The 21,128-nt window shown below is 61.2% G+C and carries 10 protein-coding genes; 6 read left to right on the top strand and 4 right to left on the bottom strand.

The features are described 5' to 3' along the window. Positions 1-89: 89 nt before the first annotated feature. The 3 genes from DQG13_RS24430 to DQG13_RS24440 are packed head-to-tail and all read right to left on the bottom strand — an operon-like array spanning position 90 to position 4,100. Positions 90-1,100: a FecCD family ABC transporter permease gene (locus tag DQG13_RS24430; RefSeq protein WP_113022792.1), complete on the bottom strand. Its 1,011-nt coding sequence runs from the start codon at positions 1,098-1,100 to the stop codon at positions 90-92. Next, positions 1,078-2,130: a FecCD family ABC transporter permease gene (locus tag DQG13_RS24435; RefSeq protein ID WP_258525842.1), complete on the bottom strand. Its 1,053-nt coding sequence runs from the start codon at positions 2,128-2,130 to the stop codon at positions 1,078-1,080. The genes DQG13_RS24430 and DQG13_RS24435 overlap by 23 nt, the downstream gene beginning before the upstream one ends. After that, positions 2,127-4,100, bottom strand: a complete 1,974-nt coding sequence (locus tag DQG13_RS24440; RefSeq protein ID WP_258525843.1) for an AraC family transcriptional regulator — start codon at positions 4,098-4,100, stop codon at positions 2,127-2,129. The genes DQG13_RS24435 and DQG13_RS24440 overlap by 4 nt, the downstream gene beginning before the upstream one ends. Before the next feature lie 236 nt (positions 4,101-4,336). Between DQG13_RS24440 and addB the strand changes: the two genes are divergently transcribed. The 5 genes from addB to DQG13_RS24465 all read left to right on the top strand — a co-directional run bounded on the left by addB (position 4,337) and on the right by DQG13_RS24465 (position 18,276). Further along, on the top strand, positions 4,337-7,960 hold the full coding sequence (gene addB, locus DQG13_RS24445; RefSeq protein ID WP_113022793.1) for a helicase-exonuclease AddAB subunit AddB: 3,624 nt from the start codon (positions 4,337-4,339) through the stop codon (positions 7,958-7,960). After that, entirely contained in the window at positions 7,941-12,233 is a 4,293-nt protein-coding gene (locus tag DQG13_RS24450) for a UvrD-helicase domain-containing protein (RefSeq protein WP_113022794.1), read from the top strand. The genes addB and DQG13_RS24450 overlap by 20 nt, the downstream gene beginning before the upstream one ends. A 282-nt stretch (positions 12,234-12,515) precedes the next feature. After that, entirely contained in the window at positions 12,516-13,709 is a 1,194-nt protein-coding gene (locus DQG13_RS24455; RefSeq protein WP_113022795.1) for an exonuclease SbcCD subunit D, read from the top strand. Then, on the top strand, positions 13,706-17,161 hold the full coding sequence (locus tag DQG13_RS24460; RefSeq protein WP_113022796.1) for an AAA family ATPase: 3,456 nt from the start codon (positions 13,706-13,708) through the stop codon (positions 17,159-17,161). The genes DQG13_RS24455 and DQG13_RS24460 overlap by 4 nt, the downstream gene beginning before the upstream one ends. A 269-nt stretch (positions 17,162-17,430) precedes the next feature. Continuing rightward, complete coding sequence (locus DQG13_RS24465; protein ID WP_113022797.1) at positions 17,431-18,276, top strand: formate/nitrite transporter family protein; 846 nt, start codon at positions 17,431-17,433, stop codon at positions 18,274-18,276. Between the two features lie 190 nt (positions 18,277-18,466). Here DQG13_RS24465 and DQG13_RS24470 read toward each other — a convergent pair whose 3' ends face one another. Beyond that, the gene (locus tag DQG13_RS24470) at positions 18,467-20,416 is read right to left on the bottom strand and encodes an FAD-dependent oxidoreductase (protein ID WP_258525844.1); all 1,950 of its coding nucleotides are present in this window, start codon (positions 20,414-20,416) and stop codon (positions 18,467-18,469) included. Positions 20,417-20,642: 226 nt separating this feature from the next. Here DQG13_RS24470 and DQG13_RS24475 point away from each other — a divergent pair, with 226 nt between their 5' ends. After that, entirely contained in the window at positions 20,643-21,032 is a 390-nt protein-coding gene (locus DQG13_RS24475) for a hypothetical protein (protein ID WP_113022798.1), read from the top strand. Positions 21,033-21,128 lie beyond the last annotated feature (96 nt).

Raw genomic sequence — 21,128 nt, forward strand, 5'->3', positions numbered from 1 at the left:
GACCCAAAAAAGGGCCTTCGCATTTCAAAAGGTAGTGTATCACGACTTTCCGGAATGTCAAGCTAATCCCGCCGCTTGCAAGCTTTTGTTCAGCGGGACAATGGGCTGCTCCGGCGCGTCTTGTACAGCAGGTACAGGAAAAACGGAGCGCCGACCCCGGCTGTAAAAACCCCCGCCGGTATATCCAGCGGCGCAAACAGCATCCGGCCTGCCAGATCGGCCAGCAAGAGGATGATACCGCCCAGCAGCGCCGACAGCGGAAGCACGCAGTGGTACGATAACCCGGCCAGCTTGCGCGCCATGTGAGGGGTCATCAGGCCGATAAAGGACAACATCCCGGCCACGCCCACCGCCGCACCCACCAGCGCTGTACAAACTGCAAGCGACGCCAGGCGGTTCCCTTGCAGCCGGCTGCCAAGGCCAATGGCGGTTTCATCGCCAAGCGCCTGCACGTTCAGACCGTTTGCCAGCAGCAGCGAAAGCGGGAGAAACAGCGCCAGCCACGGCCATAACATGCCGATATACGACCAGTTGACGCCGTAGAGGCTTCCCGTTGTCCAGTTCAGAATCTGATTGGCCAAATAAGCCGGACCGCTGATCAGCAGGAAGGTTGTGAGGGAGCCGGCCGCCGTGGACAGGCCGATGCCGATCATAACCAGCCGGGCAGGCGCTATCCCGTTCCGCCAGGCCAGCGCATAATTAAGCGCAGCTGCACAGAGGGCTCCGGCCATGGCGATGAAGGGAATCAGATGGATGCTTATGCCGGCAAATATCGTCATGAACCCCACCACAAATACGGAAGCGCCTCCCGTTACTCCGAGAATATCCGGCGAAGCCAGGGGGTTGCGGATGACGCCTTGCAATAGCGCTCCCGCCGTTCCCAGCGCCGCTCCCACCATAATGGCGGCAAGCACGCGGGGCAGCCTGAGCTGCAGCACAATCATGTTATTCTCAGCACTTCCCTGACCGAACAACGCCCGGGCCACGTCTACCGGCGGCAATGCAATGGCGCCAAGGGTAAGGGACAGGAGCGCAACGGCAGCCAGAAGCAGCGAGGCGGCGGCAAATACGGCAAGCTTAGACGATGCCCGTGCGCGCATGTTTTCGCCTCCTGGCAACATAAATTAAAAAAGGAACGCCGATCAAGGCCGTGGTGATGCCTACAGGCACTTCTTTGGGCATCAGCACGAACCGGGACAGCAAGTCGGCGGCAACAAGCAGCAAAGCCCCGGCTGCCGCACACCAGGGCAACAGCCATCTATGATCGGGACCGGTAAAGAAGCGGCACAGATGGGGCACCATCAACCCGACAAAAGCGATTGGCCCCGCCGCTGCCACCGAGCTTCCGGCCAACAGAATAACGGACAAAGCGGCGATGGCCTGCACCAGCCGCAGCCGCAGTCCAAGCCCTCTGGCATTATCCTCTCCCAGCGTCAGCACATTAAGCGACTCCGCGATTAGCCCTGCCAACAGCCAGCCTGCCGCCATATAAGGGAATACCTGCTCCAGATGCTCCAGCTTCCTGCCGGACACGGAACCAAGCATCCAGAACAAAGCATCGTCCAGCGACTGGTTGTTCAGCAGAATCAGGCCCGAGGTCAGGGAGGCCGCAAAAGCGGCGATGGTGGAGCCGGCAATCGTCAGCCTGGCAGGTTCCAGCCGGTTGCCGCCCGTCAATCCGAGGGCATATACAACAGCGGCTGAAGCCGCCGCTCCGCCCAATGCAAAGCGGATCATTCCGTTCATGGTCAAAGAAGGGCCAAGCCATACCAGCGCGGCAACTGCGCAGAGGGATGCCCCGGCGTTAATTCCAAGTACGGAGGGCGACGCCAGATCGTTGCGCGTGACCGCCTGCATGACAGCGCCCGCCACAGCCAGGCTGGCTCCGACGGCTGCTGCCAGCAGCGTTCTCGGCACCCGGCTGGTGGTAATGATCAGATGCCCGTTGGAGCCGTCGAACCGGCTGTAGGCCTGCCACACCTGGCCGAAGCCGAACATGCGAACGCCCAACATGACACTGGCGGCCATGGCTGCCAGCAGCGCCAGAACAACCAATGCCAGTCCTGCCGCCAGCACCCGCCTGCTCGTCAACCGGCCGCCCGTCACCCGCCTGTCCATCAGCCGGTTCAATGCTTCTCGAAGTAGGCTACGATCTCATCCAGCAGCAGATTGGCCGCTTCATAACCGCCCGCCGTATTCCAGACCGCTTCGTCTACCTGCACTACCTTGTTGTTTTTAGATACGTTCAGGTTCTTGAAGAGCGGATCATTCATCCATTCCTCCACAACCTTGGAGACCTTATTATCGCCTGTCGTATCCGTGGCAAAATAGAACATCACATCGCCGTCCATATCCGGAATGGTTTCTTTGGACATGACCTCAATGAAATTATCCTTATCCTGTGCAGCCGGTCTGGCAAAGCCCAACTGCTCAAGGAGTACGCCGGAGAAGGTTTGCTTCTGGTAGATGCGGACCTGGGTCGGCGAAAAGCGGACGACGGATACCTTGGTATCCAGCTTGCCGGCAAGCTTCGCTTTGGCTTCTTTTACGCGCTGATCGAAGGCCTCCATCATTTTTTTGCCCTGCTCCTCCAGATTCAGCGCTTCGGAATATAAGGTGAAGTTGATTTTCCAATCCCCGGCAAGATCCTCGGAAAAGACCGTAGGCGCAATTTGCTTCAGCTGTTCATATATCTTCTCCTGTCTCACTTTGTTGCCGATAATCAGATCCGGCTTCAAGCTTGCGATCAATTCAATATTCGGCTGCAGCTCGTCTCCCACTACGGTCACATCCCGCATATCCCCCTCGATATGCTTGTACCATGGCTTTTGATACCAGGATTGCACGGCGCCTACCGGTTTCACGCCAAGCGCCAGCAAAGCCTCCGTACCCTCATTGGTCAAAATCACAATGCGTTCCGGCGCACCCTTCAGCGTCGTCTCACCCATGGCATGTTTGATAGTGCGCGAAACATCGGCTGCATTCGTTCCGGCCTGGGCCGTCTGCGCTGCGGCCGCGGCCGGCGATGCGCTTGCGTCCGCAGGAGAACCGGCCGGCGCTGCGCTTCCGCAGGCGCCCAACAGCAGCGACAGGCAAATCACAAGCGCCGCCAAAGCTCTTCTTGATCTGTAATTCATGGTTGAATCTCCCTCTCCACGATAATGATAATGATTATCAAATTCATTATCACTATAGCGTGGCGCATTGGCTGCGGCAATGGATAATAGCGACGCGGCCAATGGATAATGCGGACGTTCGCCGCCGCGCGCCGGGCGGTACAGCTCGCGGTAGCGGCCGGGAGACAGGCCCTCATGTTTTTTGAACAGCCGGCTGAAGTAGTAGCTGTCCGCATAACCCACACTTTCGGCGATTTCCTTTAGCTGCGCCTGCGTACCGGCAAGCAATTGCTTCGCTTTGCGCAGCCGGATGCCGATCAAATAATCGATGGGGGAAAGCCCCTGTTTATCGCGGAATTTGCGCAGCAGCTGGCGCGGGCTGCAATGGAGCAGCTCCCCCAGCAGCTCCAGACTGATCGGTTCGCGGTAATGCTCCTCCATATAGCGGATGCTTTGGGATACGGGATCGGGGCGAATGGCTGCAAGCTGCTGACGGCCGAGCTGGCCCATAATCTCGTGGACGAATTGTATAAACAGCGATTGCGCCATAAGCTTGTCCAGATCCCCGGCGGCCTGCCAGCGCTCCAGCATCCGCTGCGCCTTGTCCAGCAGATAGAGGGGCTGCGAAGCCTGCAGCACATATTGCGATTGAAAGGGATTGCTGCGCGTCAGCAGGTCCGACAGATCGCGGCGGGCGGGTACGGGAAGCGACGCTTTGTACAGAATAAGATAGTAGGATAGCGCTTCCTCCGGCCTGACAGCCAGATGCGCTCCCTTCCCGCCATGCACCACCGAATAAGGTCCCGCCATCCAGGATTTTCCGTCCATGCGGATATCCGCCGAACCCTCCGTGACATACAGATACGCACTTGAAGGCAACAGCAAGGCGGGAACGGTCTTTCCCGGCTGCAGGTTTTGCCGCCGGATATCCATGATCCGCACATGTGCGGAATTCCACAATTTGATATATGCAGCTGTATCCATCGTTCTTTAGCCGCGCCTCCTTTTCCCTCCGATCTGTCCTCATGCTCTATTTGAATTTTATTGATAACCATTCTCAATGTCAATGATAACGCAGCATATGCCGCATCGCCATCATACAGGGAAAACCAGGAAAGTCAAAACATGTGTTCTCATGACGGTGATATGATATAATGGAACAGACTCAAATAAGCAACGGCGCAGGAGAACTGCGATGCGGTAAAGGAGCGTTTACGCAAATGGGCATGCGGTTTGTGATTGGCAGGGCGGGCAGCGGAAAAAGCACACTTTGTCTGGAAGAGATCAAAAGCAGGCTGCAGGAGAGCCCGGACGGGCATCCCCTGGTGCTGCTGGCGCCGGAGCAGGCTACCTTCCAGGCGGAGCTGGCTTTGGTGTCAGCGCCTGGGGTGAAGGGGCTGATCCGGGCGCAGGTTCTAAGCTTCCGCCGCCTGGGGTGGCGGGTGATGCAGGAAACGGGCGGAACCGCCGGCACCCCTATTGATGATCTGGGCAAGAAAATGCTGCTGCACAAGCTTTTACATAAATATAATCAGGAATTGCGGCTGTTTCGCCAGGCCTACGACAAAACGGGCTTTGTGGACCAACTGCACAGTCTTGTGGGGGAGTGGAAGCGCCATAATCTGACGCCGGATGATCTGGAGGGTTATTACCGCCAAATTGGCCAAAATCTGCCGGACTCGGCGGCGGCGTTGGATAACAAGCTCCATGACCTGATTCTGGTTTACAGGCGCTACGAAGAGGAGCTGGAGCGGGAATATCTGGACGGAGATTCGTTTCTGACCCGGTTGGCCCAGCGCGCCGGGGAATGCGGCTGGCTGGCGGACGCCGAGGTGTGGATCGACGGCTTCAACAGCTTTACCCCCCAGGAGCGGACGGCGGTGGCGGTGCTGGCGCAGCATTGCCGGAGCGTGACGCTGACCTTGACCCTGAACCGTCCGTATGCGGCAGGCGAGCATCCCGGCGAGCTGGATCTGTTCCATCCCGCCGCCAATGCCATGCGCAAGCTGCAGGAAGCGCTGGCGGAGCGGGGGCTGCCAAGAGCGGATGTGCAGGTGCTGGACAAAGGCGCGCCGCCCCGGTTTGCCGGGAGTCCCATGCTGGCCCATCTGGAGCGGCAGTATGAGCACAGGCTTTCCTCCGCCCGGCGGGTTTATGGCGCTGCCCCTTCCGAGGCTCCGCAGATTGCCGTCCGCGGAGCGGTAAACCGCCGGGCCGAGGTGGAGGCGGCAGCCAGGCAGATGATCGCGCTGGTGCGGGACAAGGGCTGCCGCTGGCAGGACATGGCCATCCGGCTGCGCAGCCTGGAGGCGTATGCGGACCTGCTGGAGACGGTATTTTCCGAATGCGGGATTCCGTATTTTATGGACCACAAGCGCCAGGTGCTGCATCACCCGCTGGCGGAGCTGATCCGCTCCGCATTGGAGGCGGTGGGCGGTTATTGGCCGTATGAAGCGGTGTTCCGCTGCATCAAAACCGGTTTTTTCCTGCCCTTTCCGGAGGAGGACGACGCTCCCCGCCAGGAGGATTGGGATGCCTTTGAAAATTATGTGCTGATGTACGGCATACACGGCAGGCGTTTTCTCGATGAGCGGAGCTGGAGGCTCCGGAAGCTTGCGCCACTGGAGGATACGGTGCCCGAAGCGGCTGACGAGGCCGGCGCAGAAAAAGCGGAGGAGGAAACGGGACAAGCGGAGAACGAAGCCGACCCGATGATTGCGGCATGTGCCCGTCGGGCTATCGAACCCCTGGAACGGCTGCAAAAGCGGCTGGCCCAGGCCGAAGGAGCGCCGGAAATGGCGGAGGCGCTGTTCCTGCTCCTGGAGGAGCTGCGTGTGCCGGAGCGCCTGGAGCTGTGGATGCAAGAGGCGGTAGCCGAGGGCCGTCCGGAGAAGGCCAGAGAGCATTCGCAAATTTGGGAGCTGTGTTTGGATGTGCTGGACCAGCTGGCCGAGCTGCTGGATGAGGAGCCCATGAAGCCGGAGCTGTTCGCCCGCCTGATGGAGACGGGGCTGGACAGCCTGCGTATGGGGCTGGTTCCGCCGGCGGTGGACCAGGTGCTGGTAGGCACCATCGACCGGACCCGCTCCGCCCAGGTGAAGGCGGTGTTTGTGCTGGGGGCCAATGACGGCGTGCTTCCCCAGAAAATCAACGACGACGGCATCATTGCCGAGAATGAGCGGGAATTTTTGCTGGACCAGGGCGTGCCTATGGCTGACAGCGGCCGCAGGCGTCTTTTGGACGAGCAGTATCTCATTTATACAGTTCTCTGCGCTCCTACGGACCTGCTCTACGTGAGCTATGCCCTGGCCGACGAGGAAGGCAAAACGCTGCTTCCCTCTGAGGTGGTGAAGCAGATCGGCTGGCTGTTGCCGACAGTCAAACCAACCTTTGCGGAAGCGCGGCCCCATGCGGCTATGCCCGATGCCGACCAACTGGAGTTTGTGGCCTCGCCAGGCAGAACGGTGGCGGATACGGTGGCCCAACTGCGGGAAGCCAAGCAGGGGAAGAGCGTTTCCCCGGTATGGATTTTGGTATACAATTGGCTGCTGGGAAAAGCGGAATGGAGGAACCGGCTGGCGGCTTCCTCCCGCTCGCTGTTTTACTTCAACCGGGAGGAGCCCCTGTCTGCCGGTACGTCTCTGCTCTTGTTCGGCGACAACCTCCGGGCCAGCGTTTCCCGGATGGAACGGTTTGCCGCCTGTCCCTTTTCCCACTTTGCCGCTTACGGGCTGAGACTGCGGGAGCGCAGGATTTACCGGCTGGAGGCGCCCGACATCGGGCAGCTGTACCATGCGGCCTTAAGCGGCTTTGCCAGGCAGCTTTCTGCGGAACAACTGGACTGGGGCATGCTGACCGAGGAGGAGATTATTCTTCGGATCAACGGGCTGGTGGATTTGCTGTCCCCGAGACTGCAGAACGAGATTTTGTCCAGCACCTCCCGCTACAAATATATGGCTCACCGCTTGAAGGGCATTCTGTCCAAAACCTCGGCGGCCTTGGCCGAACATGCCCGCAGAGGGGCGTTTGTGCCGGTAGGGCTGGAGGTGGGGTTTGGCCCCGGGGAGGAGCTGCCTGCTTTGGTGCTGCCCCTCCCGAACGGCCATGCCATGGAGTTGGTCGGGCGCATCGACCGGGTGGACCGGGCTTACAACGACAAAGGGATGCTGCTGCGGATCATGGACTACAAATCAAGCCCTACCATGCTTCGCCTGCCTGAGGTCTACCACGGGCTGTCCCTGCAGATGCTGACCTATCTGGACGTGGTGCTGACCCATGCTCCTTTATGGCTGGGCGAGCCTGCCCATCCGGCGGGTGTGCTGTATTTCCATGTGCATAATCCGCTCCTGGCCTGCCGGAACAAGCCTAATCAGGAAGAAGCCCGGGCGGCGGCGCGCAAGCAGTACAAAACCAGGGGCCTGGTGACGGCCGATGCGGAAACTGTATTTTTGATGGACAAAAGCTTGCAGGAAAAGGGCGGGTACTCCGATCTGATTCCCGTTGCCATGAAGACCGACGGCACCTTCTACAAAAGCGCCTCGGTAGCCACGGAAGCGGGCTGGCAGAAGCTGCGCACCCATGTGCGCGGAGCCGTCCGGCAGATCGGCACGGATATTCTCGGGGGAAGAGTGGAAGCGGAGCCCTACCGGTTGGGCAAAAAAACCGCCTGCGCCTTCTGCCCCTACCGCCCGGTGTGCAGCTTTGACCCGACGCTTGCGGGCAATAAGGAACGGACCATGCGCCAATACGGCAAAAACGATATATGGCTGGCTCTGGAGGAAACGGCGCCGGAGGAGCAGGAGAGCGGAAGAGGAGGGATAAGCCATGACGGATTCGGCAGATAGGGAGGTTCCCGCGGGAAATGGCTTTCTGGAGGCTTCCGCCGGATTTCCCGAGAAGCCTCCCGGAAGCAAATGGACGGACAGCCAGTGGCGGGCGGTGGCCCGACGGGGGCGGAACCTGCTGGTAGCGGCGGCGGCCGGCTCCGGCAAAACGGCAGTGCTGGTGGAGCGGATTATCCGCCGGGTGTCCGATGAGGAGGACCCGGTGGATGTGGACCGGCTTTTGGTGGCGACCTTCACCAAGGCGGCTGCGGCGGAAATGCGGCAGCGGATTGGCGAGGCGCTGGAGAAGGCCCTTTACGGCCTGCCGGATTCGGCCCATCTGAAGCGGCAGCTTTCCCTGCTGAACAGAGCCTCCATCACCACGCTGCATTCCTTTTGCATGGAGGTGATCCGGCGCTATTTTCATACCATCGGCCTGGACCCGGGGTTCCGGGTGGCGGATGATACGGAAGCGGCCCTGATCCGTCAGGAGGAGCTGGAGGCGCTTCTGGAGGAGCGCTACGGCGAAGCGCCCGAGGGGCATCCCTTCTGGACGCTGGCGGATTGGTACGGGGGAGACCGCAGCGACGCGGCTCTGTTGGCGCTGGTGGAGCGGCTGTACGAGGCCTCCCGGAGCCATCCCTTTCCGGACCGGTGGCTTGCGGCCATGGCGGGCATGTTCCAGGTGAAGGCCGGGGAGGGCGGCGCCGACGGAGTGCAGGAGGCGCTGGACGCTCACCCCTGGTTTGTCTCGCTTCTAAAGGATGTGTCCCTGGAGCTGGACGGGGCGGCTGCATTGCTGGGTGAGGCTCTGGCGCTTTGCGGGATGCCTGGAGGACCGGCGCCTTATGCGGCCAACCTGGAGGAGGAGCTGCGTTCGGTGTCGGCTGCGGCCGCCGCCGGGCAGCAGGGCTGGACGGCGTTGTACGAAGCCTTCGGAGCGGTGGCCTTCGGGCGGCTGAAGCCTGTTAAGGGCGACAGTCTGGACAAGGAGCTCCAGGAGCGGGTCAAGGACCTGCGCGGCGAAGCCAAGGAAAAGCTCCAGAAGCTGCGGGAGGAGCTGTTTGTGCGCACGCCGGAGGAGTATCTGGCCGAGCTTGGGCGGCTGGCTCCCGTGGTGGACGAGCTGTGCCGCTTGACGGCGGAGTTTGCGGAGCGCTACGGGGCAGCCAAACGGGACAAGGGACTGCTGGATTTTGCCGATTTGGAGCATATGTGCCTGGCTATTCTGGGCAAACCGGCCGGTGAGGACGGGGCGGAGCTTGCGCCCACGGCTGCGGCCTTGGCTTACCGGGAGCAGTTTGTGGAAGTGATGCTGGACGAGTACCAGGACACCAATCTGGTGCAGGAAACCATTGTTGGACTGATCTCCCGGCCGCTGCCTGGCAACCGGTTTATGGTAGGGGACGTGAAGCAGAGCATCTACCGCTTCCGGCTGGCGGAGCCCGGCCTGTTCCTGGCCAAGTACAGGAAGTACCTGCCGGGAGGCGGCGCTTCCGCACCGGGGGAGCGGATTGATCTGGCCCGGAATTTCCGCAGCCGCCGCCAGGTGGTGGATGCGGTGAATGTGCTGTTCCGGCGGGTGATGCGCATGGCTGTGGCGGAGATGGATTATGGCCGGGATGCGGAGCTGGTGTACGGCGCCGGTTTTCCGGAGCATGACGGGGCTGCGGACGCTGCTGCCGCCGGGCCGGATTATGCTGCGGAGCTGGTTCTGCTGGACAAATCGGATGCTTCGCCGGAGGGAGCCGGGGGAAGCGGCGAGACGGATACGGCTGCGGACGGGGAGGAAGACTTTTCCGGCCTGCCGGGCGGGGGAGATGGAGCAAACGGCAAAAACCCTTGGGAAACCGAGCGGGAGGAGCTGGAAACGGCCCAGTTGGAGGCGCGCTATATCGGCAGCCGCATCCGGGCGCTGACGGGAATGGACGGCGGAGCGCCGTTTCCTGTGGCGGAGCGGGATGGCAGCCGCAGGCCCGCCCGCTTCCGGGATGTGGTGATTTTGCTGCGGGCCACCCGGGGCTGGGCTCCGGTGTTTATGGAGGAGCTGGCCCTGATGGGGATTCCCGCTTATGCGGACATCGATACGGGCTATTTTACCGCCACGGAAGTGGAAACCATGCTGTCTCTGCTGAAGGTTATCGACAATCCCAGGCAGGATATTCCTCTGGCAGCCGTGCTTCGTTCGCCTTTGGTGGGGCTGTCGGCGGATGAGCTGGCGCAAATCCGGCTGGCGGACCGGCAAGGGGATTATTACGGAGCGTTGGAGGCGTGGTACAGACAGGCTGAGGAGGAGCTGCAGTCTGAGGACGGGCTGCGGGATGAAGCAGATGGGAATCCTGCGGTTTCTCCCATTCTGCTCCCGTACGGCGTATCCGCAGGCGGGGCGGCGTGCCGCGAAACGGCTGCTTCCGCCGCGGAGCGTCAGAATACGTTGGGGCTGCAGGGCAAGCTGAAGCAGTTCCGGGAGCGCTTGGCCGTCTGGCGCCGGGATGCGGTGCAGGGGGATTTGTCCGCCCTGATTGCGGATATTTACCGGGTGACCGGCTATTTCGATTATGTGGGCGGACTGCCCGGGGGCACCCAGCGCCAGGCCAATCTCCGGGCCCTGTATGACCGGGCAAGGCAGTATGAGCGGACCTCCTTCCGCGGCCTGTTTCGTTTCCTGCGTTTTGTGGAGCGGATGCGGGAGAGCGGCGGCGATCTGGGAACTGCCCGGACTCTTGGCGAGCAGGAGGATATTGTCAGGATCATGTCCATCCACAAAAGCAAGGGGCTGGAATTTCCGGTGGTGTTTGTGGGCGGAACGGCCAAAGGCTTCAATATGATGGACCTGAACGGCTCCTTCCTGATCCATAAGGAGCTGGGTTTTGGTCCCCGCTATAAGGACGAGGAGCTGCAGGCGGTGTATCCCACCCTGCCTCAACTGGCTATACGCCGCCGTTTGCGGATGGAGACGCTGGCGGAGGAAATGCGGGTGCTGTATGTGGCTCTGACCCGGGCCAAGGAAAAGCTGGTGCTGGTGGGTACGGTGCCATCGGCAGCCAAGCGTCTGGAGGCGGCGGGGGGCAAGGCGGGAGCAGGTGAAGGCGCGGAGCCGCAGAGCGGTGGCGTTGGCGGAGCAGACATGGAGCCGGGAGTGACAGTGGGGCTTCGCAGGGGCGGCGAAACCCGGGCGCAGCCCTGGGACGGTGCTGCCGGAACAGGCGCGGGCGCGGAGCAGGGATCTGCTTCATGTGCGGGAAACGGTGCGCCGTATGCGGCTGATCTTCCGCCCCTGCCGGATTATTTGCTGGCGTCGGCCCGCTCCTATCTGGATTGGGTGCTGCCTGCGGTTCTGGCGGCCGGAGCTGTCCTTGCTCCGTGGCAGGTGCATACGGTCCATGCGGCGACATTAAGCGGCTTGGGCGCAGCAGCTGCCGAGGCGGCTGACGGGTTTGCCGATAAGCTGATGGAGGCGGTGCGGACGCTGGAGCCTATGCCTGTGCCTGTGCCGGATGGAAGCCTGCGGGAAGAGGTGAGCCGGCGGTTGGGATGGGTGTATCCCAATCCCGATGCGGGGGCGATTCTTACCAAAACCTCGGTTACCGAGCTGAAGCGGCTGGAGGCGCGGAGAATCCTGAGCATTACGGAAGCGGAGGAAAGCATACCGGGCTTGGGCCTGTGGCTTCCTCCCCAGGCTGCGGCGGAAATCCGCCGCGGCGGTTATGAAGCCGGAGGCGGGGAGTCCCTGCTGTACCGGACGCCCCGCTTCCGCAAGTCCCGCAAGCTGTCTGCGGCGGAGACGGGTGTCCTCTATCATACGGCCATGCAGCATATGCCTCTGGACGGCTCCGGGCCGCCCGCAGACATTGAGGGAACGCTGGACCGTTTGGCGGAAGCGGGCTTTATCAACCCGTCCGACCGGGAGGCACTGGATGCGCGGGTAATCGCCGCCTTCTTCGCCACCGATGTGGGCCGCAGGCTGGCCTTGTCCAAGGAGGTCCGGCGGGAGCTGGCCTTTACCCTGGGCCTGGAGGCGGGGGAGCTTTATCCGGATTGCGCGCCGCAGGCGGCCGGGGAGCTGGTGCTGCTCCAGGGGATTATCGATTGTCTGTTTGCAGACAGCGATGGGCGGCTGGTGCTGCTGGATTATAAGACGGACCGCACCGCGGGGCGGTCCGACCGGGAGCTGGCGGAGCGGTACAGGGTTCAACTGAAGCTGTATGAGCGGGCGGTAACGGATATATGGGGCAGAAAACCGGATGAGCTGGCAGTCTATTTCTTCGACGAAGCCAGGTTGATCCGGCTGTAGGAGGCGGGTTCTGCGGGCTCTGCTTCTAGCGGCGGGGAGAGCCGCTATTCGGGGTAAAAAGGCCCATCGGAAATTGTAACGGAAGCAGCGGCCGTTATTTCTCTCCATTTAGGCCGGAAGGCGGCAAAATGGCCCCAATAGCGGCGCTGGTCGCCGTTAGAATTCCGGGAGGGCGGATTTCGCCGAAATAGCGGCTGTGGCTTCCGTTAGCCCGCCGGTCCGCCGGCATGAAGGATACAAAGTTTGCTTGGCCCTGGGGCCAAGCAGGGGGAGGAAGCGAATTTGCGAATATTGCATACGGCGGACTGGCATTTGGGCCGGACTCTGGAAGGGCGCAGCCGCCAGGCGGAGCAGGAGGCCTTTGTGGATGAGCTGGTGGCCATGGTCCGGCAGGAAGCCATCGATTTGGTGCTGATTGCCGGGGATGTCTATGACAGCGTCAATCCGCCCTCCGCTGCGGAAAAGCTGTTTTACGACGCCTTGTCCCGGCTGGCGGAAGGGGGCCGCCGCCATGTGGCGGTGATTGCCGGCAACCATGACAGCCCGGAGCGCCTGGCGGCGGCGGAGCCCTTGGCTGCCCGCCACGGCATTCTGCTCCGGGGGCTGCCGGCCAGCGCTCCCCTCCGGCTGGGCATCCCCTCCACAGGGGAGGAGGCGGTGCTCTATGCTTTGCCCTACCCGTCGGAATCCCGGCTGGGGGAGCTTTTGAGCAGCGAGGCGGAGGAAACCGTCTTGCGCAGCGCTTATTCGGAGCGGATCGGGGCGCTGGTCCGGCAGGCCTGCGGCGCTTTCCGCAAGGACACGGTCAATTTGCTGATGAGCCATCTGTATGTCTTGGGCGGCGCCGAATCCGAAGGCTCCGAGCGGCCCATCCAGGTGGGCGGCGCCTATACAGTGGATGCAGTTGCTCTGTGCGCCGGTGCGGACTATATTGCATTGGGGCATCTGCACCGCCCGCAGTTCATCAAGGCTCCCGCGCCAGTGCGTTATTCCGGCTCGCCCCTGGCCTACAGCTTCTCGGAAGCGGGGCAGGCCAAGTCGGTCACTATCGCGGATATTGCCCCCGGTGGCCAGGCGGTGATTACGGAGCTGCCTTTATCCTCGGGCAGGCCGTTGGCGGAGTGGACGGCCAAAGGCGGATTGGCCGAGGTGTACCAGTGGCTGGAGGAAGGCCGGGACACCCGGGCATGGATCGATTTGACTGTGCATATGGAGGAGGCGCTGTCCATGGATCAGCTGCAGCAGCTGCGCAAAGCCCATGAGGGCATTATCCATATCCGGCCTGTTTATCCGCAGATGCAGCGGGAGGAAACAGAGATGGACCGCAGGCTGCCGGTGGACGAGCTGTTCCGGCGCTTCTACAGCAGGCAGACGGGAGGCGCCCAGCCGGAGGATGAGCTGGTGCGGCTGTTCTTGTCCATGCTGCAGGACCGCGAGCCGGGAGAGGCTGCCGCGGCCGGGGAGGAGCTGCCATGAGACCGGTGCATTTGTCCCTGGCGGGACTGCAAAGCTACAGGGAAAAGCAGGAGGTGGATTTTGCCAAGCTGTCGGATGCGGGGGTGTTTGGGATTTTCGGCCCTACGGGCAGCGGCAAATCCTCCATTCTGGACGCCATGACGCTGGCGCTCTACGGCAAGGTGGAGCGGGCGCCCGGCGGCACCCAGGGGATTATCAACCAGATGGAAACAACCTGCAGCGTGGCGTTTACCTTCGAGCTGTCAGGAGCGGGCCGGACGGACCGGTACCGGGTGGAGCGTTCGTACAAGCGCTCTGGCGACGCCTCAGTGACCCAGAGCATCACCCGGCTGGTGCAGTTGGAGGCAACCGGTCCTGTGGTGCTGGCCGACAAGGCCAAAGAGGTGGATGCCCGGATTCAGCAGATTCTGGGCCTGTCCATGCAGGATTTTACCAGAGCGGTGGTGCTGCCCCAGGGCAAGTTCGCTGAATTCCTCTCCTTGAAGGGAGTGGAGCGGCGGCATATGCTGGAGCGTCTGTTCCATCTGGAGCAGTATGGAGACGCTCTGGGGGCCCGGGTGGGAGCCGGGGTCAGGGAAGCGGATATGGCGGTGAAGCAGGCGGAGGCGGAGCAGCTGGGTCTGGGAAATGCCTCCGAGGAAGCGTTAAAGGAGGCCGCCCTGCATCTGGAGCAGGCGGAAGCGGCCGCTGCGGAGGCCAGAACTAGGCTCCAGTCGGCAGAGCATGAGGCCGCCGATAAGCGGGCGCTGTGGAAGCTTCTGCAGGAGCGGGAGGAGCTGGAGCAGGAAAGCCTCCGGCTGTCCCTTGAACGCCATGGCATGGAGGCGGACGAAGCCCGGCTGCGGCTGGCGGTGCAAGCCCAGCGGGTCTCCCATTTTCTGCAGGAATGGACAGAGGCGGCCAAGGAGCGGGATCAGGCGGCCCTTGCGCTGGAGGAAGCGGAGCGGCAGCATTCCCGGCAGACGGAGCGGTGCGGGGCTATCCGCGAGGAATATGGCGCCGCCCAAAAACAGCTGGCCGAGGAGGAAGGCCCCTTGGGGGAGCGGCTGTCCAATGTCCGCCAGGCAATGGCGCTCCATGAGGAGCTGGCCGGCGTTTGCCGGAGCATGGAGGAAGCCTCCGGATACGCTGAGGGTTTGGCGCGTATGGAAAAGGAGACGGCGGAGCGGTTGGCCCGGGAGCAGGAGCGTTACGGCAAGGCATTGGCGCTGCAGCAGGAGCTGAAGGCGCGGCTGGCCGGGCTCTCCATTCTCTCGGGACGGCGGGAGCAGCTGCAGCAGGCGGTGCTTGCCGTCCACAAGCTGGAGAACGCCGGTCAGCAAGCCGCCGCTGCGGAAGAAGAGCTGCAGACGGCCCGGCTGCAAAGCCGGACCCTTCTTGAAGCCGGAAACAAGGCCAAGGAAGCGCAGGAGCAAAGCCGCCGTCTTTTGGAGGAGCTGGCGGGACAGAGCGTTTCCCTGGCCAACCGGCTGGAGGAGCTGGCCGCTGCTGCAGAAGAGCTGGAGCGGCTGGCTGCCGCCGGGGAAGAGGAGGAGCAGAAGCGGGAGCGGGAGGAGCTTCGGCGATCGCTGGCCGGGCAGCTGGCCCGGGACTTAAAAGACGGGGAGCCCTGCCCGGTATGCGGCTCCTTGTCCCATCCCGTCCATGTGGCATCGGAAGCTGCCGGCGGTTCTCCCCAAAACGCTTCCGCCGCTGAAGGGAATCCTCCTTCCGGGGCGGAGGCTGCCCGCTGGCGCAGGCTGCTTATGGACGCCAAGGACTTGGGGCTCTCCGCCCGCGCCAAAAGCAAAGCTCTCCAGGCGGAGCGGGATCAGCTTGTCCAGGTCCCGGATGCCGACGGTAGAATGGCGCAACCGGAGGTAGCGGCGGCCCTCCAGCATCATGACGCCAACCCCCCGCTGCTTCTGGAAACAGAGGGGCGGCTAGCCGCCTGCCGCGAAGGGCTGGCCGGGCTGGAGCGGGAGGCGGACCGGTGGAGCCGGGATCTGCGCAACGCCGCAGCGCGGCTCCGCCAGGAGGAAACCGCCATGGCCGAGTACATAGCCAGACAAGCCGCTGCCCAAAGCGCCGAAGAGGCGGTGTCCGGCAGAGTGGCGGCAGCACGGCAGCTTGTGGAGGAGGAGGAACAGAGCTGGACCCTCTCTTATCCGGGATTGCTCCCCGGGGAGGCGGCAGCCCAATGGGCCGAGCTCCAGGAGGAATTGCGGCTGCAAGAGGAACTGATGGCCCGCCTTGCCAAGGCGGACCCGGTTCTGGAGGACATGTCCGGTAAGCTGAAGCAGTTGCAGGAGGAAGCGGCAGGCCATGAGCGGGAGCGGATTGCCGCAGATGCCCGGGTTCAGGGGTTTGCCTCCGGCGCGGAGGAAAGGCGGGCGAAGCTGCTCCAGCTCCTCGGCGCGCCGCTGCCGCAGAAGGAAACGGCGGAGCTGCTGGACAGCCTGACGGCCCGCCTCCGGGAAATCAAGGAGCGGGAGGCGTTTCTCCGCCGGGAGCTGGAGCTGCGCCAGGCAGAGCTGAACGATGCCGATCGCCGACTGGCGGCAGCCCGGCAGGCCCGGCTTTCCGCCGACTCCGCCCTGGACAGAGCCAAAAGCCACGGAGAGCGGGAATTGGCCGCTTCCGGTTTTGAATCGGCGGAGCAGGCATCCGCCGCCATCCTGTCTGAAGAAGCAATCCGCACGCTGGAGGCCCGCATAACCGGGTACAAGGAAGCCCAGCTCAAGTTGAAGAGCGCCATCGATGCGGTCAATGGCCAAATCGGCACACGCCGGCTGACGCAGGCGGAATGGGAGCAATGCGAAGCGGCGCTGGCGGAGGCCCGCCAGGCGGACGAAGCGGCCCTCGCCCAAAAGGCTCGGGCTCTCCGGGATATGGAGGAGCTTCACCGCAGGCATGAACGCTGGCTGGCCATTGAGGAGAAGCGGCAGGAGGCGGCAGGACGGCTGCGGAATTTGCAGAAGCTGCAGACGGTGCTGAGAGGCAATGCGTTTGTGGAATTTATGGCCATGGAGCAGCTCTTGCAGGTAAGCCGCGCCGCGTCCGAGCGGCTAAGCCAGCTGACCCGCCGCCGGTATGCCTTGGAGACGGATTCCACAGGCGGATTCATTATCCGGGACGATGCCAACGGAGGTTTGCGCAGGCCGGTAAGCACCTTGTCCGGCGGGGAAACCTTCCTCACCTCCTTGTCCCTGGCATTGGCTCTGTCGGCCCAGATCCAACTGAACGGCAAGCACCCCTTGGAATTTTTCTTCCTGGATGAAGGCTTCGGGACGTTGGACCCTGAGCTGCTGGAAACTGTCGTTCATTCTCTGGAAAAGCTCCATATGGAGAGGCTTACCGTGGGCGTCATTAGTCACGTGCCGGAGTTGAAGTCCAGACTTCCCCGGAGGCTTGTGGTTCATCCCGCGGAAGCGGCGGGAGCCGGAAGCCGAATTGCCTATGAAACGTTGTAATAGGTTGAACCTGTCCCCAAACAATCCCCGGGAATGGAAGATTTCCCGGGGATTTTCCTGTTAATGGGGCAGGATGTAACGATTTTGTGAACAAGTTGTGAAATTGGAAACGATTACTGGCCAAGTTAAAGAAATGTTCACTGTCCCCTGGGCGGACATGAAGGTACAATAGGGTTTAGCCTAATTAGAATAATTGCAAGACCCAATGTCCATTTTGTTGGCGGAACAACAATACACACATTCAAGAAATTCAGAAGGAGGCTATACCAATGGCGTCATATTTGACACCAAAAGAAATTGCCGAATACACTATCGAATCCGGCTACAAAAAAGCAACCTCGCCCTTGCTGACAGTTCTGACTTTGGGCTTTGCAGCCGGGGCTTTCATATCTCTCGGGTTTTTGCTGGCCATTCGCGTAACCGCAAGCGCGCCTGCCGAGTGGGGCAGCTTCGCTACCTTCATCGGAGCGGCAGTGTTCCCTGTTGGTCTGATTCTCGTCCTGATCGGCGGCGGCGAGCTCCTGACCGGCAACATGATGGCCGTTCCCCTGGCGCGTTATGCAGGGAAAATTACCACCTGGCAGGCCATCCGCAATCTGATCCTGATTACATTGAGCAATTTTGCCGGCGCCATCTTTGTCGCTTATTTCTTCGGACATGTGGTAGGTTTGACCGAAACCGGAGCATTCCTCGCCAAGACGGTGGACATGGCTGAGCATAAGGTCCATGATACCTTCCTTCAGGCCTTCGTCTCCGGTATCGGCTGCAACTGGCTGGTAGCCCTGGCTGTTTGGCTTTCGTACGGCGCGAAGGATATCGGCGGCAAGATTCTGGGCATCTGGTTCCCCACCATGGCTTTCGTAGCCATCGGCTTCCAGCACGTTGTGGCCAACATGTTCCTGATTCCCGCGGCGATTTTTGCCGGCTCCCTGACCTGGGGCGATTATTTCCACAATTTTGTTCCCGTTTGGCTGGGCAATCTGACTGGCGGCGCCATCTTCGTATCCGGCATTTATTTTATGGCCTATCTGAAGAAGACCCAGGAAGCTGCCCAAGTCAAGCCTGCCGCCGCCAAACCTGCGGCTGCGGCCCGGGATGTCCGCGTAGCCAAGTAATCCGTTTTTACTCTGTGCCTGTTCCGCTTCCTTTATACAAAATCGGATATGCCAAAAAGGCTCCCTTGCCTGCCCGTTGCAGACAAAGGAGCCTTTTTGGCGTCGAAGCCTATATCCGGTGAAATCGGGGAGCCCCCCAAAAGCGCCGCCGGATCTTGCCTCGGAGCATATCGTCACTCTTGGGGATGATTTACTTGGACACCCGCACTTCCTGCTGGAGCAGTCGGGCCACATTGCGGGCGCTGGAGAAGGAGCGTTCGGCCAGTTCGCCTTTGCCGACACAACCGTCTCCGCAGAAGTAGAAGGGCACATTTTCCACCCGGTTGGGAAGCAGCTCGTTGCCTTCGATGTTCTTGACGCTGGAGACCATGGCTTTCTTGGATACGCGCTTGACGGTCAACGCATCCCGCCAGCCCGGATAATACTTGTCGAAGAGGGACTCCATGGCTTCCTGTTTTTGGTCCAGATACAGCTTGCGGCTTTGGTCGCTGTCAAACTCGTCGTTCAGATACGCAACGCCCTGGAGCAGCTGCCCGTTGTCCGGCACCAGCGTATGGTCGGTAGCGGAAACGTCGGTGATGAACATCTTTTGGTCCATATCGCTGATATAGCTGAAGGGACGGGCCACCACCTGGTTGAGGCCAATATCGTATACCATAACCTCAGTGGGTTTGCTGTCCTGGTATTTATCCATAAACGGCTCCCACGGGGTGCCGCGGAGGAGCTTGACAACCTGCTGCACCGGCATGGCGAAAACTACCTTGTCGAAGGCTGCTTCCCGCTTTTTGGTTTTGAGGACGAACTTGCGGTTTTCGTAGCGGATCTCATCCACGCCTTCCTGCATGGCCACTTCCCAACGGCCGGAGCCGGAAATCTTGTCATGCAGCTGGTTGGTGATGACGGCCCAGCTTCCCAGCACATAGTTCACCGGACGGCTGGAGAGGAACAGGTTATGGTAATATTCGCTGACGACGGAGCCGGAAACCTTGCGGGCATCCTCGGGAGAAATAAAGAAGTTGGAGCAGACCAGATGCTCCCACAGCTCCTTCAAATCCTCATCGGCGTCGGACTGGTCCAGATAGTCGCCCAGGGTGTCGTAATTTTTGATGTTATGGATTTGGGCAATGATGGCGGCAACCTCGCCGACAAAACGCACCTTTTGCACAGGAGTCAGAAGATCGGTTTTGACGATATTGACAAAGTCCAGAGGAGCCGGAGTCAGTTGGCCGTGTTTGGAGTAGACCACCTTCCGCTTGTCCACCTGCTTGCTGCTGAAGGACATGCCCAGCTCTTTTTCCATGGTGGTGATGTTGTGCCGGTCAATGCCGTAGATGGCGTGGGCCCCGTAGTTCAGCGTAAAGCCTTCCTTCTCGTAGGTAAAAGCGCGTCCGCCCAGCTGCGGGCTGCGCTCAAAGAGAATCCCTTCGATATGCTCGGTTTCGGACAGATATGCAGCGGCGGTCAATCCCGCCAGGCCTCCTCCAATTATGGCTACTTTCATTGTGGTCTCCTCCTGTTTGCTTCGCGGAAGCATATGTTTTGTATGCGGGGCAAGCTGCTTGGGGACGGTGCTGCCGGATTCATGGCGGATGCCGTTCCAGACAATGGACAAATTGTTCTCCAAAAGGGGAAGCAGCTCCGCATCATCCTTGACGCTCCAGCCGATCACGGTGCCCACATACATGGCCACCAGCGCCTTCACCTTCTCCGGCTCGGGAAGCCAGATCAGAAGCTGCTTGTGCAGGAGATCAAAGGGCTGAAGCATGGACAGAACCGGATCGGTCTCCTGGGATACGGTCGTAATGGAGCGGATCAGCACCCGGTACTTGCGGATATTGGCAGCCAGCTCCAGAAACAGCCGGTTGATATGCGCCTCCAGCGAGGTGACCTGAAGGACGGGCGTACGGGCCCAGGCTTTGATCAATTCCTCCTGGCGGCGTCCCACCTCCAGCAGGATTTCCTCTTTCCCTTTGAAATAATGGTAGAAGGTGCCCTTGGAGGTATGGGTGGCTGCAATGATCTCGTCTACCGAGACATTCTCGTACCCTTTTTGCATAAACAAATTCAGAGCGGCTTCTATGACCGCCTCCCGCTTCTTTCGCGTGGATTCCCTCATGAACGTAATGGTCATCACACCCATCAGCTTATTCCACTTCCATTATAAAGCCCCCGCAACCATCCGTCCAGCCGAAAATAGACTGCCAGTCTAATTTGGTCAGGTGAACCATTGGGATTGGGCTTCCGCCCATTTTGCCTGATCAGGGTGTCCGCCCAGAAACCGGGCGCATATCATGCTTTATGACCAGCCGGTGCGGGGGAACGGAGGACGCTCCTTATGAGCCGGCCATCTATGGGAGGAATGAAGTATGCAGCATCAGGAGGCTTACAGCCTGTGCCAGGAGCATATGAACAAGTTTGTCCGCCTGCATATGCAGGACGGGGCGGTTTATGACGGCATCATCGAAAAGGTGGACGAAGAGCATGTGTATATCGCCAGTCCGGCAGCGGAGGAGGAGTTTATGCGGGCTCCTTATCCCGGCATCGGCTCCGGCTTTGGCCCGGGCCCCGGTCCTTGGGGGCCTGGCCCTGGCGGTCCCGGTCCTTGGGGGCCTGGCCCCTGGGGACCCGGCCCTTGGGTCGGTCCCGGACCGTGGGTGGGCCCGGGTCCCTGGTACGGTCCGTATCCCCGGTTCCGCCGGTTCGGTCTGCCCCTTGCCGGGCTCGCCGCTTTGTCCCTGTTCCCGTTCTGGGTTTGAACGGCTGCGCCGGCTCCTTGGGGGGCCGGTTTTTATTATGGCTTTAGCCGGTTGAGCACGCGAAGCGTGGGAAACAAAAAACCACCTGCTATGCGG

Source organism: Paenibacillus sp. YN15, assembly GCF_003285005.1.
GTDB lineage: Bacteria > Bacillota > Bacilli > Paenibacillales > NBRC-103111 > Paenibacillus_AR.